At 37.2% G+C, this 14936-nt stretch carries 16 protein-coding genes and 1 tRNA gene; 9 read left to right on the forward strand and 8 right to left on the reverse strand.

Features of this window, described 5'->3' with window-relative positions; all coding sequences use genetic code 11:
* Nucleotides 1-415: 415 nt before the first annotated feature.
* Nucleotides 416-1762, forward strand: coding sequence for an NADP-specific glutamate dehydrogenase (gdhA, locus tag EKM66_RS02280; protein ID WP_125761271.1), 1347 nt, complete (start codon nt 416-418; stop codon nt 1760-1762).
* A 101-nt stretch (nt 1763-1863) separates the two neighbouring features.
* Nucleotides 1864-2724 carry an aldo/keto reductase gene (locus EKM66_RS02285; RefSeq protein ID WP_125761273.1) on the forward strand — a complete coding sequence of 287 codons (861 nt, stop codon included), beginning with the start codon at nt 1864-1866 and terminating at the stop codon, nt 2722-2724.
* A gap of 48 nt (nt 2725-2772) precedes the next feature.
* Here EKM66_RS02285 and EKM66_RS02290 read toward each other — a convergent pair whose 3' ends face one another.
* The 4 genes from EKM66_RS02290 to galE form a co-directional block, all read right to left on the reverse strand.
* Nucleotides 2773-3120: a type II toxin-antitoxin system PemK/MazF family toxin gene (locus EKM66_RS02290; protein WP_125761275.1), complete on the reverse strand. Its 348-nt coding sequence runs from the start codon at nt 3118-3120 to the stop codon at nt 2773-2775.
* On the reverse strand, nt 3120-3383 hold the full coding sequence (locus tag EKM66_RS02295; RefSeq protein WP_318530594.1) for an AbrB/MazE/SpoVT family DNA-binding domain-containing protein: 264 nt from the start codon (nt 3381-3383) through the stop codon (nt 3120-3122). The genes EKM66_RS02290 and EKM66_RS02295 overlap by 1 nt, the downstream gene beginning before the upstream one ends.
* A 112-nt stretch (nt 3384-3495) precedes the next feature.
* Nucleotides 3496-4638: an AI-2E family transporter gene (locus EKM66_RS02300; protein ID WP_125761277.1), complete on the reverse strand. Its 1143-nt coding sequence runs from the start codon at nt 4636-4638 to the stop codon at nt 3496-3498.
* Nucleotides 4639-4830: 192 nt separating this feature from the next.
* Nucleotides 4831-5823 (reverse strand): UDP-glucose 4-epimerase GalE, encoded by a 993-nt coding sequence (gene galE / locus EKM66_RS02305; RefSeq protein ID WP_125761279.1) that lies wholly within the window; start codon nt 5821-5823, stop codon nt 4831-4833.
* A 153-nt stretch (nt 5824-5976) separates the two neighbouring features.
* Between galE and EKM66_RS02310 the strand changes: the two genes are divergently transcribed.
* The 6 genes from EKM66_RS02310 to map all read left to right on the forward strand — a co-directional run bounded on the left by EKM66_RS02310 (nt 5977) and on the right by map (nt 11302).
* Complete coding sequence (locus EKM66_RS02310) at nt 5977-6639, forward strand: class A sortase (protein ID WP_125761281.1); 663 nt, start codon at nt 5977-5979, stop codon at nt 6637-6639.
* A gap of 70 nt (nt 6640-6709) precedes the next feature.
* Nucleotides 6710-9019 carry a single-stranded-DNA-specific exonuclease RecJ gene (gene recJ / locus EKM66_RS02315; RefSeq protein ID WP_125761283.1) on the forward strand — a complete coding sequence of 770 codons (2310 nt, stop codon included), beginning with the start codon at nt 6710-6712 and terminating at the stop codon, nt 9017-9019.
* Between the two features lie 21 nt (nt 9020-9040).
* Nucleotides 9041-9559 (forward strand): adenine phosphoribosyltransferase, encoded by a 519-nt coding sequence (locus tag EKM66_RS02320; protein ID WP_125761285.1) that lies wholly within the window; start codon nt 9041-9043, stop codon nt 9557-9559.
* Nucleotides 9560-9593: 34 nt separating this feature from the next.
* A tRNA-Ser gene (locus tag EKM66_RS02325) sits at nt 9594-9681 on the forward strand.
* A 261-nt stretch (nt 9682-9942) separates the two neighbouring features.
* Nucleotides 9943-10443 (forward strand): NUDIX hydrolase, encoded by a 501-nt coding sequence (locus tag EKM66_RS02330; RefSeq protein ID WP_125761287.1) that lies wholly within the window; start codon nt 9943-9945, stop codon nt 10441-10443.
* A 64-nt stretch (nt 10444-10507) separates the two neighbouring features.
* Nucleotides 10508-11302 carry a type I methionyl aminopeptidase gene (map, locus tag EKM66_RS02335; RefSeq protein WP_125761289.1) on the forward strand — a complete coding sequence of 265 codons (795 nt, stop codon included), beginning with the start codon at nt 10508-10510 and terminating at the stop codon, nt 11300-11302.
* Between the two features lie 103 nt (nt 11303-11405).
* Here the strand turns inward: map and EKM66_RS12490 are convergent, their stop codons facing one another.
* The 3 genes from EKM66_RS12490 to EKM66_RS02345 form a co-directional block, all read right to left on the reverse strand.
* Nucleotides 11406-11576 (reverse strand): hypothetical protein, encoded by a 171-nt coding sequence (locus EKM66_RS12490; RefSeq protein ID WP_164505015.1) that lies wholly within the window; start codon nt 11574-11576, stop codon nt 11406-11408.
* An 81-nt stretch (nt 11577-11657) separates the two neighbouring features.
* The gene (locus EKM66_RS02340; protein ID WP_125761291.1) at nt 11658-12992 is read right to left on the reverse strand and encodes an MATE family efflux transporter; all 1335 of its coding nucleotides are present in this window, start codon (nt 12990-12992) and stop codon (nt 11658-11660) included.
* A 101-nt stretch (nt 12993-13093) separates the two neighbouring features.
* Entirely contained in the window at nt 13094-13591 is a 498-nt protein-coding gene (locus EKM66_RS02345; protein WP_125761293.1) for an LURP-one-related/scramblase family protein, read from the reverse strand.
* 153 nt (nt 13592-13744) lie between these two features.
* On the opposite strand from EKM66_RS02345, the gene EKM66_RS02350 reads away from it, so the two are divergent.
* Nucleotides 13745-14254: a YagU family protein gene (locus tag EKM66_RS02350; protein WP_125761295.1), complete on the forward strand. Its 510-nt coding sequence runs from the start codon at nt 13745-13747 to the stop codon at nt 14252-14254.
* Nucleotides 14255-14290: 36 nt separating this feature from the next.
* On the opposite strand, the gene EKM66_RS02355 is transcribed toward EKM66_RS02350, so the two are convergent.
* On the reverse strand, nt 14291-14936 hold a 646-nt coding region (locus EKM66_RS02355), incomplete at its 5' end, for a sunset domain-containing protein (protein WP_191988025.1).

Consider the following 14936-nt stretch of genomic DNA (forward strand, 5'->3'; position numbering starts at 1 on the left):
ATTTAGTGTTTGATATTTCGTCTCCAGGGCTGAGAATATTTGTTCGCTATGCGGACCAAACTGAGCCAGAAGTGCGGTCTCAGTTCTCGGTTTTTAGCCTTGTTAAATTCGACAAGTCTAAAAACGCGCCCGGTTGTGTAAGAGACAAGCTCTAACACAACTTTCATTGCAAACAAATATTCTCAACCCTTACGACTAGTTTGGTTTTTGTTATTAAAAGTGATTTATTTAAAAATAAGAGTCATACTTAACTTGATGTAACAGTATCAAGTTAAGTATGACTCCTTTTTTTATTACGATGTCTAAATTAGAAAGAAATCAAATTATTAAAGAAACTCTAATAATCATCGTGCAATTAATAACTTAAACCTGTAAAATAATTGTAACTAGATATCTAATATTGGAGGATGATTTTATGAGCAAAGCAACTGATTATTTGCAACATGTGTATTCGGTTATCGAGAAGAGAGATCCAAATCAACCAGAGTTCTTGGAAGCAATTCATGACTTTTTCCAGACAATGACACCTGTCTTTGAGAAGCATCCAGAGTATATTGATGAAAATATTCTAGAAAGACTAACTGAACCAGAACGTGTTATTCAATTCCGTGTTCCATGGTTAGATGACTTGGGTAATTCACAGGTCAACCGTGGATTCAGAGTTCAATTCAATTCGGCTATCGGACCATACAAAGGTGGTTTGAGATTCCACCCCTCAGTTAACTTAAGTATCGTCAAATTCTTGGGATTCGAGCAAATTTTTAAGAATGCTTTGACTGGTTTACCAATTGGTGGTGGTAAAGGTGGATCTGACTTCGATCCAAAAGGTAAGTCTGATAATGAAATCATGCGCTTTTGTCAGAGCTTCATGACTGAGCTAAGTAAATATATTGGTTTGGATACAGATGTTCCCGCCGGAGATATTGGTGTTGGTGGTCGTGAGATTGGTTATCTTTATGGACAATACAAGCGTCTACGTGGATCTGATCGTGGTGTATTGACTGGTAAAGGATTGACTTATGGTGGTTCACTTGCTAGAACTGAAGCTACCGGATTCGGATTAGCTTACTATACTGAGGAAATGTTAAAAGCTAATAATTCAGATTTTGCTGGTAAAAAAGTCGTTGTTTCTGGTGCCGGAAATGTCGCAATTTATGCCATCCAAAAAGTTACTGAATTAGGTGGCAAAGTCATTACTTGTTCAGATTCAAATGGCTATATTGTTGATGAGAACGGTATTGACTTGGATATTGTCAAACAAATTAAAGAAGTCGAACGTGGACGTATCAGTGAATACGCTGATCGTGTAAGTAGTGGTGAATATCACGAAGGTTCAGTTTGGGATGCTAAATTGAGTTATGATATTGCACTACCATGTGCAACTCAAAATGAAATCAGTGGTGAACAAGCCAAATTGTTAGTCGAGAATGGTGTTAAGGCTGTCGCTGAAGGTGCCAATATGCCTAGTGATACTGAAGCCATCAAAGAATACCAGAATGCAGAATTGCTTTATGGACCTGCCAAGGCTGCGAACGCTGGCGGTGTTGCAGTATCTGCACTTGAAATGAGTCAAAATAGTATGCGTTTAAGCTGGTCATTTGAAGAAGTAGATGATCGTCTAAAAGATATTATGAAAGATATTTTTGCCCAATCAGTCAAGGCAGCCGATGAATATGGTGTCAGTGGTGATTACTTGAGTGGAGCCAATATTGCTGGATTTACTAAAGTGGCGGATACAATGATTATTCAAGGATTAGTTTAATCAAGACGAGCATTCAGTATTTGTGTCGAGTGCTTATTTTTTTGTGATATGAAATGTTTTGTTATGATATACATATAAACTTATTTGTGAAGGAGTTTCAAATGGCAAATTTAAATGGTTTAACTGATACATATACACTCAGTAACGGTGTGAAGATTCCTATCGTCGGTTTCGGTACATGGCAAACACCTGATGGTGACGTTGCTAAAGAGAGTGTCAAAGCTGCTATTGAGGCAGGATATCATCATATTGATACTGCAGCTGCTTATGGTAACGAAGACAGTGTAGGGGAAGGAATCAAGGCTTCAGGAATCAAACGTGATGACTTATTCTTGACTACTAAGCTATGGAATGATGATCATGGTTATGACACAACTATCAAGGCTATGGATCACTCATTATCAGAATTAAATGTTGATTATGTTGATCTATACTTGATTCACTGGCCAAATCCAGTTAAGTTCCGTGAAAACTGGAAAGAAGTTAATGCTGAAACATGGCGTGCAATGGAAGACTTGCTAAAAGCTGGTAAGACTCGTGCAATTGGTATCTCAAACTTCCGTCCACAACACATGGATGAGCTTTTGAAGACTGCCACAGTTACACCAATGGTTAACCAAATCTTCCTTAACCCAAGTGACCTTCAACCAGAAGTTGTTGCATATAACAAGGCACACAACATTCTTAGTGAAGCATATAGCCCACTTGGTACAGGTAAGATCTTCCAAGTTCCAGAATTGAAAGAAATGGCAACACGTTACAACAAGTCAGTTGCACAATTAGTATTGCGGTGGTCATTGCAACATGAATTCTTACCACTTCCTAAGTCAGTTCACGCTGATAGAATTAAGGAAAATGGTCAAATCTTTGACTTTGAAATTTCAAGTGATGATATGAAGACTATTGATGGTCTACATGGACTTGCCGGTGTTGCTACAGATCCTGATACTGCTAATTTCTAATAGGTTGCAAAATTTAAGCCCCGATTCTTTTGAGAATCGAGGCTTTTGTTATACAAAATTTTTTATTATTTTTGAGATTAAACTTTGATTGTCCTTTGAAATAGTGTCTAAAATCTTTCCTTTAATTCGTTTGTTTGGATCAACAGATCTAATGTGCTGTAAAAGAGCAGTTCCATGTACATTATTGTTGTCTATATCAACAAAAAAAGGAGATTTTTGATATTTTTTTTCGTCACGATATTTTGAAGAAGAGCTTATCGGAACAATCAAAACGGTATTCATAAACTTGTTATATTCATTATTGCTTACAATAACACATGGTCTGGTTTTCTTAGGTTCAGTACCCTTTGCTGGTTCCAAATCGAAGAAAAAAATATCTCCTTGATTGTATATCATTAGTCAATGACCTCTGAGCCAACATCTTGTCCCCAGTCAATTTCAGGAGTAGAAACACTTCCGTATTTCTTTTCTTGTTCAGCAACGATTCTCCAGAAATTCTTATCATTTTCCACTGTAATTTCACCATTACTTTTTATGACAAAGTTTAATGAATCGTGTTTATCCAAGTGAAGTCTATTTCTAACTTGTTTTGGAATAGTAATTTGATTTTTTGAAGTAATCTTTGCAGGAATAACTTCTTTATTTTTTTCTATATTCAATTTGACCACTCCTTACTTTTCCTTACATGTAAGTATATAAAGGAATGCCGGTAAATGCAAAGCAAAAGCCCCGATTCTTTTGAGAATCGAGGCTTTTGTTATACAAAATTTTTTATTCTGTTTTTTTCTCAACAACAGGTTGAGCATTTTGTTCTTTTTTCAAAGTTGCGTTTTTAATTAACTGATAAATAGTAGCCGCAATCGGAACACTTAGCAACATACCAATAATGCCAGCAAGTCCACCACCAACGGTAATTGCCGCTAGTACTAGAATACCGGGTAATCCAATCGAACCGCCAACGACACGAGGGTAGATAAGATTACTTTCGATTTGTTGCAAGATGATGATATAGACGACAAATAATACCCCTTCAAGTGGAGATGTAACTGCGATAAGAACGAATCCAACCACACCACCGATCCATGCACCAATCATCGGAACTAGAGCAGTGACACCAACCAATGCTCCAACTGATAAGGCATTGGGGAAGCGAAAGATCCACATTCCTAGGGCACATAATGTACCCAGAATGATGGCTTCGATAGTTTGACCACTGATAAAGCTTGAAAATGCGTTGTCAGTAATTTTGATCACGTAACGTGTTTTATCCATGATTTTTTCAGGGATGAAAGCGTCAAGAACACGGTTCAAACGATTAGCGATTCTTTCTTTGCCACTAACAAGATAAATGGCAAAGGTAAAGGCAAGGATGAAGTTGAATAAACCTTTTGATAAGCTACCAAAAATGGTGATTGACGATGAAAATATTCCAGAGACCCCTGATGAAACAAACTTCATTAATTTGGATTGAATAGTTGCCCAATCAATCTGACTCGTCTCCAGTTGTGAGGTTATCACGTTTGCTTGGTTAGAATTGTTCAGCCATTTGTTGATGTCATCGAGTAGGTTAGGAAGACTGGAAAAGAAACTACTGATGGCTGAAATGAATTGCGGTAGAACTAAACGCAATACCCAAGCAATTATTGCCACAATGATTACCAGTGCCAATAATATTGCTAGAGGACGACGTGATCCAGCAGCCAATTTATTCTTAGCCTTAGGCCAGAAGTGTTTTTCTAGCATTCGGCTTAGTATATTGATGCAGTATGCCAGTGCACCACCAATAATTAGTGGTAGAGATACAGAATATAACCCCTTGAACAAGTTTAATATTTGTCCTGGGTATACGAGTAGGATAAGGAACACTGCAATTAATGAACTGTAGCGAATTATTTCACTCTTTGTTAGTTTCATTTGTTTTCCCCCAATTCGATAAATGAATCAATAATGGTAATATTATTTTACCATTTTAAAAGTAGGACAACTACCGTAGGAATTAAGGTGCGATAAAGAAAGTTCAATTCTCAAGCATTAAATCAAAAGGGACTGCAATCCGATTTTGGATTACAGTCCCTTTGATTTAACGTGTTTACACTATAAAATTGATTATTTATCTTCATAACCATTCATATGTTTTGTCTTAAAGTTCCAAGCATCTTTGATGACAGTTTGAACATCATCAAATTGTGGCTTCCAACCTAAGACTTCACGGGCCTTACTTGAGTCGGCAATCAATGTACTTGGATCACCAGGACGACGAGGGCCTATTTCAGCAGGAATTTCTTTACCAGTAACTTCACGTGCAGCTTCAAGAATCTCTTTATTTGAGAATCCGTTTGAAGAACCAAGGTTGAAGATGTTGCTATTGTTACCAGCACGTAAGTATTCCATAGCTAGACGGTGAGCTTCTGCCAAATCCTCAACGTGAACGTAGTCACGGACGTTTGTACCATCTTCAGTATCGTAGTCATCACCAAAGATTGTCAATTTGTCACGTTGACCAGCAGCTGCTTGTAGAACAACTGGAATCAAGTGAGTTTCAGGATTGTGGTCTTCGCCAATAGTACCGTCAGACTTAGCTCCAGCAACATTGAAGTAACGTAGAGCAACGAACTTGATACCGTATGCTACATCAGACCAGTGCATGATCTTTTCCATGGCAAGTTTACTTTCACCATATGGGTTAGTTGGAACAGTTGGGTCAGTTTCTTTAATTGGAATATGCTTTGGTTCACCATAAGTTGCGGCAGTTGAAGAGAAGATGATGTGTTTGACGTCAAAGTCCTTCATTACTTCAAGCAATGAAATCATGCCGTAAGTGTTGTTATCAAAGTATTTAAGAGGATCTTTCATAGATTCAGGAACAACTGAAAAGGCAGCAAAGTGGATTACATCGGTGATATCTTCGTTTTGGAATAACTTAATAAGGAATTCCTTATCACGAATATCACCTTCGTAAAATTTTGCTTTGTCATTAACGGCTGAACGATGGCCAGTTACCAAATTATCAGCTACAACAACGTCATAGCCCATTTCGCATAAATGATCTACAGTGTGAGAACCGACATAGCCGGCACCACCAAGTACAAGGATACTCATATAATTACCTCCGATTTTGATTTACTTACTATTATACAGTATTATCGCAAGATGGCGTTGTTAGCTTATGCTCAAATTAAAAATTTAACATTTTCTATGTTATGCTTTAATATATCATTATGAATTAAAATATGTCTGAACGGATGAAGAATTATGAAGAAATTCTTTTCAATATTTGGAACGATCTTACTATTAATAGTAGCATTAGCTCTGATTTTTAATGAACCGATCAAAGAATATGCAGTCAGCCGTATTTCTGATTATCATTTGTCTTCGTTGACAGCTGAAAAAGCTAAGAAAAATGAGAAGACTCAAGGAGAGTTTGATTTTAAGAAGGTCAAACCACTGACAGCTTCTCAGGTTGCTAAGGCTTCAGTTAGTAATGATGCGGCGGTGATCGGGAAAATGGCTGTGCCTTCAGTTAGCTTGTATCTACCTATCGTTAAGGGATTGAGTGACAATTCACTGTCAACTGGTGGCGGTACGATGAAGGAACATGAGAAAATGGGTCAGAATAATTATGCACTGGCTGGTCATTATATGACTAATAAAGGTGCCTTGTTTTCTCCACTTGAAAATGCTCAAATTGGAGACAAAGCGTATATCACCAATATGAAACGTGTGTATACTTATAAGATATTTTACAAAAAAATAGTTCCGCCAACCGCTGTATATTTATTAGATGACGAGAAAGGACAAAAACTTCTCACGCTGATAACTTGTGCTGATGGTGGTACTAATCGCTGGGCAATTCAAGCTTCTTTGATAAGCAGTATGCCGGCAAACAAAGCAACACTTGCAGTATTTTCTAAATAAGCCTTTTCAAACAAGGGCTTATTTTTTTGTTTGAAACACTGTTATAATGATTTAGTTAGTAGGTGATGTAGTGGTATTAATCAATTGGGAAAAACGAAAAAATCCCACTAAACAAGAAATTAAGGATTTTTCATCTGAAAATAATGTTAGGCCAGTTCTTGGTGAACTATTGATCTCGAGGGGATTGACTGATAAGGCTGAAATAGATGAGTTCATTCACGCGGATGTCTCAGGATTGCAAGATCCGTTTGGCTTGCATGATATGGATAAGGCACTTGATGTCATTGACGAAGCTGTTCAAAATGAAAGTAAAATCGCCATTTATGGTGATTATGATGCTGACGGAGTTACTAGTACATCAATTATGAAATTAACACTTCAGCGATTGGGTGTTAAACCAATATTCTATATTCCTGACCGTTTCAAGGATGGATATGGTCCTAATTTGGATGTCTACAAGTTCTTGGCTGACCAGAATATTGATCTGCTTATCACGGTTGATAATGGTGTTAGTGGTAAAGAACAGATCAAGTATCTGAAGGATCGTGGTATCAAAGTAGTTATTACTGATCACCATGATCTGCCTGATGAATTGCCAGAAGCTGATGCAATTGTTCATCCAACCATTCCAGGTTCTGAATATGTATGTCCTTATTTATCTGGTGCCGGAGTTGCCTTTAAGATTGCGGATGCATTGTTGGGTGATGAAGCGCTGGACTTGATTGATATTGCAGCAATTGGAACGATTGCGGACTCTGTACCATTATTAGGTGAGAATCGGGTGATTGTTACTGAAGGTCTCAAACGAATGGCTGATAATAAGCACGTTGGACTAACTGCTTTGATCAAAAAGTGTGATTTGAAGATCAATCAAATGACGGAAGAGGATATCGGATTCAAGGTTGCGCCTAGAATAAATGCCTTGGGTAGATTAGCTAATGCTTCATCTGGAGTTGAATTATTGACGACTGGTGATGAATCCTTTGCCAAGGAAATCGTTGATGAGACAGAAGATATCAATACGCAAAGACAAGGATTGGTTGCTTCAGCGTTCGCAGATTCCCAATCACAGATTCAAGAGCAAAAAGATAATGGAGTTCTGATTCTAAAGAGTGACAAGTGGCATCAAGGTATATTAGGTATTGTTGCCAGTCGTGCAGTTGAACAGGAACACAAGCCAGCATTGGTACTGCAATATGATGCTGATGCAGGGTTGTACAAAGGTTCTGGAAGAAGTCCAGAAGGATTCAATTTATTTGATGCTTTGAATGCTCATAATGAATTGTTTGCTGGATTCGGTGGACATGCTCAGGCGTGTGGCTTCTCGATTGGAAAAGATGAACTCGAAAAGTTAACGCCATTGTTACAGGAAGAACCAGCTAAGCAGGATTTTGATCCGACTGGTCCAGTTACCAAGTTGTATGACTTGGATATGAATATTAGTGATATGAGTTTTGATTTGATCAAAGAGATAGGTCAATTAGCTCCATTTGGAATGGGTAATCCTAAGCCAGTGATCAGATTGGCAAATGTGTCCTTACCTGATGGCAAGGCAATTGGCAAGGATGGAACCCATCTAAAGACTAGTGTTGCGGATTCAAGTCACCAAATTGGTGCTATCGGATTTGGAATGTATCCTAAGTTTGAACAAGCTAAGTCAGATATCTTTGATGTGTATGGTGAGCTTGGTATCAATGAATGGCGTGGGCGGAAGAATCTACAATTGATGCTGGATGACTTTGAAGTTTCTGCTGAAGGGATGAAGATCAGTCAATTACATGATGTCTACTTCGATTATCGTAATAAGCAAATTTCAGGAGCAATCCTGAATAAGTTTGATGCAGTAGTCTTCTTTAACGAAACTTATTATGAAGCTGCCAATAGAACACATCCACAAGTTAAGTTAATCATGTATAATGAAGATTGTAGCGGACAGAATATATTGATCTATGATCGACCACATAACGTGGATTTATTCAAAGAGTTCGTCAAAAAGAATAAGACTAAGCACGTAGCACTATATTTCCACACAGATTTGACCAGTCGCTATTTGAAGCCTGATATGATGGCAATGAAATCGTTTTTGAAGTATCTATATACTCATCAAAACGTCAAAGCAGACGGTATGGAATTAGTGGCTGAGTATTTGCAGTGCAAAAAAACTGATATAGATTTCTATTTAAAAGTGTTTTTAGAGCTAGATTTTGTTAAAATAGTAAATGGCTTTGTTGAAAAAGCTAATGCTTCACAACAACGCGAATTGATTGAGTCTCCAACATATCTTAAGAGATTACAACGCAATGATGTTGAAAAAATATTAATTGAATCCGACTTTGACAGTCTCTTGTCTTGGATGAGTGACTTCGATTGCCATTGTTAGATTGAATGGAGAAATTAAAAGATGGATATTGATTTTAAGAAATACGTTGCTAATGTTCCGGACTTTCCAGAACCAGGTGTACTATTTCGTGACATTTCACCATTGATGTTAGACGGCAAAGCATATGCCGCTGCAACAGATGAAATAGTGAAATATGCTAAGAGTCGTGGCGCAGAAATGATTGCCGGACCCGAAGCACGTGGATTTATCGTTGGCTGTCCAGTTGCCTACAAATTAGGTGTTGGATTTGCTCCAGCACGCAAAAAAGGCAAGTTGCCTCGTGAAACTGAATCAGTTACTTATGATTTGGAATATGGACAAAGTTCACTTTACATGCAAAAAGATGCTGTAAAGCCTGGCCAAAAAGTACTTGTTGTTGATGATTTGATGGCAACTGGTGGTACATTGGCCGCAACAATCGACCTAGTTGAAAAGCTTGGTGGTATCGTTGTTGGAACTGCCTTCTTGATTGAGTTGAAAGATCTTCATGGTCGCGACAAAATTAAAGGCTATGATATGTTTACATTGATGCAGTATTAATAATATAATAATAAAGGCGAAAGCCTTTTGTTATGGAGAGTTGGCAGAGTGGCAATGCACCGGACTCGAAATCCGGCGAACCGGTTCATACCGGCGCGCAGGTTCAAATCCTGTACTCTCCTTATGATGATATAGAGTAGGACAGAACATGTTCAACTTTCGAGCATTAAGACAAAAAGAGGTTGTAATCGAGTTTTTCGATTACAGCCTCTTTTTGATTTAAGCGGAAAAAATAATGTTTCAGACCATGTTTTCGACTACATTTTAAAACTATCAAAAAATCTCGCATGGAAGCTTTACAAATGCTCATCTTGTTTAATTAGTGAGGGTGGTAAAGTGCTATAATTATAAACACTTTTATAAAAGATATGGGGGATATCAATATGTCGAAGAAATTTCACAGAGCATTTGGAGTCTACGGAATTATTTCAGATAACAGTAATTTGGTAGTGATCAAGAAAAATGGCGGTCCATATATTAACCGATATGATTTACCAGGTGGAAGCTTGGACGATGGAGAGCCTCTAAATAATGCAATAATTCGCGAAATCAAAGAGGAGACACAGCTCGATGCCACGGATGTGATGCAATTAGGTATTACTAGTTTCAGATATCCTTGGAAGTATGAGAAGTGGAATTATAATCAACATATTTGTGTATTTTATGATGTTAATAAGTATGATGGCAAGATTTCAAATACGGTCGATCAATTCGTTGGACAGGATTCACTAGGCGGATTGTCAATTGGGTTAGATGAACTAACATATGAGAATTCTTCACCGTTAGTTATGAAAGCTAAAGAGTATATTGAGAATGGTCGAGAATTCAATAGTGCTGACGAATTCTTCGATAAGTGGAAGATTCTGAAGAAACAGGTATTTTAGAGTATTATTAGAGAGTAATGAAATATGAGAAGGGTAATACAAAATTATTTTTTGGAGAAAACGAATGATAACATTAAAATCAGATCGAGAAATTGAGGGAATGCAAGAAGCTGGAGACATTCTAGCAGGCTTGTTTCATGAACTAGAGGATTATGTTAAGCCAGGATTATCAACTTGGGATATTGATAACTTTGCATACAAATATATTGTTGGACATGATGCAACTCCTGGAGAATTGAACTTCGAAGGTTATAAGTATTCAACCTGTATCAGTGTTAATGATATGATTTGTCACGGTTGTCCAAGTAAGGACATCATCGTTAAAGATGGTGACTTGATCAAACTTGATACTGTTATTGATTACCATGGTTATTTGAGTGATGCTTGCCATGCAGTCGTTGTCGGAGAACCATCTGATGAGGTTAAGAAATTGATGGATGTTACTTTGAAGTCATTATACTTGGGAATTGACCAAGCAGTTGTCGGCAATCGTATTGGTGATATTGGTAATGCAATTCAAGAATATGCAGAAGACAAGTTGGGTTATGGCGTCGTACGTGATTATGTAGGACACGGAATTGGACCTACAATGCATGAAGCACCTGATGTACCTCACTATGGTAAGCCTGGCCATGGAACACGTTTGAAGGCGGGAATGACTATTACCATTGAACCAATGATCAATGTTGGAAGCTTTGAATGTACGGAACCTGATGAAAATGATGGATGGACTATCAGAACTGAGGATGGAAGTTTAAGTTGTCAGTACGAACATACAATTGTAATTACTGATGATGGCCCTAAAATTTTGACTTCATTTGATCATGAATTGGATGCTAAGTATTTGTGGAATAAGTAAATTTGGGCTCTGGACGATTTGTTCAGAGCTTTTTTTGTACAAAAAAGCACAGGCAAAATATTAATATTTTACCTGTGTAATATTTAAATGATTACAATGTTGATCAACTAGACGGAGGGATGCTTCGTTCAAAGTTTTCAAGATTAGTAACGTTTGATTCGTTAAATTTATCAATTAAATTAAAGTGATTACGAATATTTGGAATTGAAACAATGCATGAAATTTTGCTGCTAGGTTCATTTTGGGCAATAACTACAGGGTAGATTATTTTCAAATTGAAGCTCCTCGCTTATTCATTTTTATTATTTCAATGGTACAACTACATTTTATCGTAATCATTGAGAATATCAGAATATTATGACTTGATTTGGTTGGTCATTTTGAATGTTTCTTTGTACAAGATCATTCCGATAATGAAGGTTAAAAAGTCAGCTAATGGTTGAGACCAAACGACTCCGTAGTATCCGAAGGTACGTGAAGCAATTACGATTACGAGATAGAAGATGACACCTTGTCTAGCAATTGACATGATGAAGGCATCCAAGGCTTTACCGGTTGATTGGAAGACAGTCGTAAATACTAGAATTGCTCCGATGAATGGAGTTGTACATAGGAAGGCACGTAGAATATGTGTACCAGCAGTTATTACAGCCGTATCCTTAAGGAATAATCCAACAATTTGAGGAGCAAATATCATTAGGATTGCTGCCAAAACTAGGGCGTAGACAATTTCAACCGTCAAATCAAATCTGATGATTTTTTTGAATCGATCCATGTTCTTAGCACCAAAGTTGTATCCGATAAGTGGTTGAGCACCAAAAGCGAATCCGACCATTATTAGCATAATTATCATATAGACTTTGAGAACAATTCCCATTGCCGCAATTTGAACTGCACCATAATTCTCAAGATAGCGGTTAAGAATAGCTGTACCGAATGCTTGCATTAGATTGGTTATTGATGCGGGTATACCAATGACAATGACCTGTGTAATTAACTTAGAGTTGATTGACATTTTATGGAAGTCAACACTGATAACATTACAGTATTTCAAAGTTGCCCAAACAAGAATAATATCAGTAATACCGTAACCAATTACAGTTGCAAGGGCCGCACCAGCAGCTCCCATGTGTAATGGAAAGATGAAGATTGGGTCGAGAATAATGGTGACCACTGTACCGGCAATAGTACCAACCATGGATTGTTTAGCAAATCCCTCAGTACGAATTAGGTTACTAGGAACGAGTGAAACAATAATTATAGGTGCACCAATTGCCATTATATGGTAGAAACTTGCGGCAAATTTGTAAGTGGCATCGTTTGCTCCAAGCATGTGCAAAATGGGATTTTCAAAAATTATTAATAGAATTGCAGTAATAACTCCCAAGATGATACCCCAATAGAAACAAAAGCTACTTACTCGTTTGCTTTTTTCATTTTCGGTTTGACCTAGCAATCTAGAGATAAGTGAACTTCCACCTAATCCGAAGATATCTCCTAATGCTAACAAAAATGAGAATAGTGGTGTACACAGAGCCACTCCGGCCACCAAATCAGTATTTTGTGTCTGCGAAATGAAGAATGTATCTGCTAAATTGTAAATCATACTTGCTACCATACCTAGAACAACGGGCAGGGCAAGGGTGAAATACGCTTTAGGGATAGACTCTTTTTCAAATAGTTCGTTCAAAATGATTTCCCCCTAAAAAATTCCATTAGATTATTATAAAGGAGTTTTGTGTAAAAAAAACAGACCAAATATGAAAAATTTGATCTGTTCCAATCAATTATTTAGCCATTAGCGGAACTTCTTGCAGCTGCTTCAGCATGTTTAACGTAATCAATGGCAACTACCAAACCAACAATTAATAATTCATCTTCTGGATTATTAATCGTAATTTCGTATTTGTCACCAACACTGAACCAGCGTTTTTCGACACTACCGACAGTTTTCTCATTTCTTACAACAGCGAAGTTCATATCCCAGAAGTCACCAGAAACAGATATCCCAGCTGCAGAGATCTCGTAATGTGGTTTGAGAAATGAAAATTGTTTTTTGATGGTCGCAACTTGTTTGCCATCAATCGTCAGATGAAACTTTGGCATCCAAGTGATCGGTTCCTTGGTCACAGTGGCAATGACATTGTCGTTTAGGTCCATAATATCGAAGTGCTTTGGAATAGCAAACATGCTACCAACAATCTTATATACCGGGCTTTCTTGATCATTAAGTACGGTAAATTTTTCTTTCATGGACAAAACTTTTTGATTTATATATAACTTGCGCAAATTTATCCCCCCAATTAGTTAGTAGTTAACTATGTGCTTAATACTACATTAGATGTAGGGACAATAAAAGTTGTGTGTGATAATCTCAAATTCTTTTACTATCAAAAAATCGGTCTATAATCGCATTTGAGAATAGGAAAGGAGTTAATCACTATGACAAAGAGATTGAAGGCTGTCTTATTATCAGGCTTATTAGGTGGTATAGTTTCTGGAATAGTAAAGCTTGGTTGGGAAGTATTATTACCGCCACGAACAATTGCTAGAAATATGACCAATCCGCCTCAGGAATTGTTACAACAGTTCGGATTCCCAAGGACATTTACTCATTTGACATATACCTATTCTGGTCAACAAATGCCATGGGTAAGTTTTATCATGCATTTTGGATTTTCAATTACGTTCGCAATTATTTACTGTTTATTGGCAGAAAAATATCCTAAAGTAACGCTTGGTCAAGGTACTATTTTTGGACTTGGAGTTTGGGTAGCGTTTCACTTAGTTATCATGCCGCTGATGGGAACAGTACCTGCGGTGTGGAATCAGCCATTTGAAGAACATTTTTCAGAAGCATTAGGTCACATGATTTGGATGTGGGTAATTGAAATATTCAGACGTGATATTAGAAGTCGGGTCACACATGAACCTGATCCAGTTTATAAGTAATGAAAAAGCCATCCCGTCTGGGGTGGCTTTTGGTTTTTAACGTTTTGATTTATGATATCCAGCGGCAATCGCTTCTTCTTCAGAATTGAATACGACTCTATGTTTATCGCTAATTGTATAATTCTTTTGATCGGGTGTGTGATAGACCTTTGATTGTGAATTTCCAATAATTTTCCCATCATTATTTTGTACATTTGTATTTTCAGTCTGTGGACCCGGTGTATATACATCATAGGTTGAGACAAATTCATCAGGACTTATTTGATAATAAGTTTGGCCATTTATATATACAATATCTGGAAGTGCCTTCCAAGTAGAGTGTGCATTTAATATATTATTTGTACGATGCCCAGATGGATCCACCGTAACAGCATTCCAATTACCAATTGTAATAACTTTTTTACTTGAGTCATAATCAAATATTTCTATAGATTTTATATGATCTGAGGGCAACCATTCGTTGGTAGCAACCCTATAGTAAGTAAGTCCATTTGAACCTTTAACTGTTTTATTGAATGCCCATGGTGAACGTTTTGCCAGAGCACGGTCAGTTATCTTAATAAACTCATTATTTTTTAATTCATAAATATTAGATAATTTATTAGTGGCAAATTTTATAATCAAGTTAGCCACTTGAGAAAAACTGAATAAAAAAAACACCAAGACGAAAAAATCAGGTATC

The sequence above is a fragment of the Companilactobacillus hulinensis genome, from assembly GCF_003946555.1.
Classification (GTDB): domain Bacteria; phylum Bacillota; class Bacilli; order Lactobacillales; family Lactobacillaceae; genus Companilactobacillus; species Companilactobacillus hulinensis.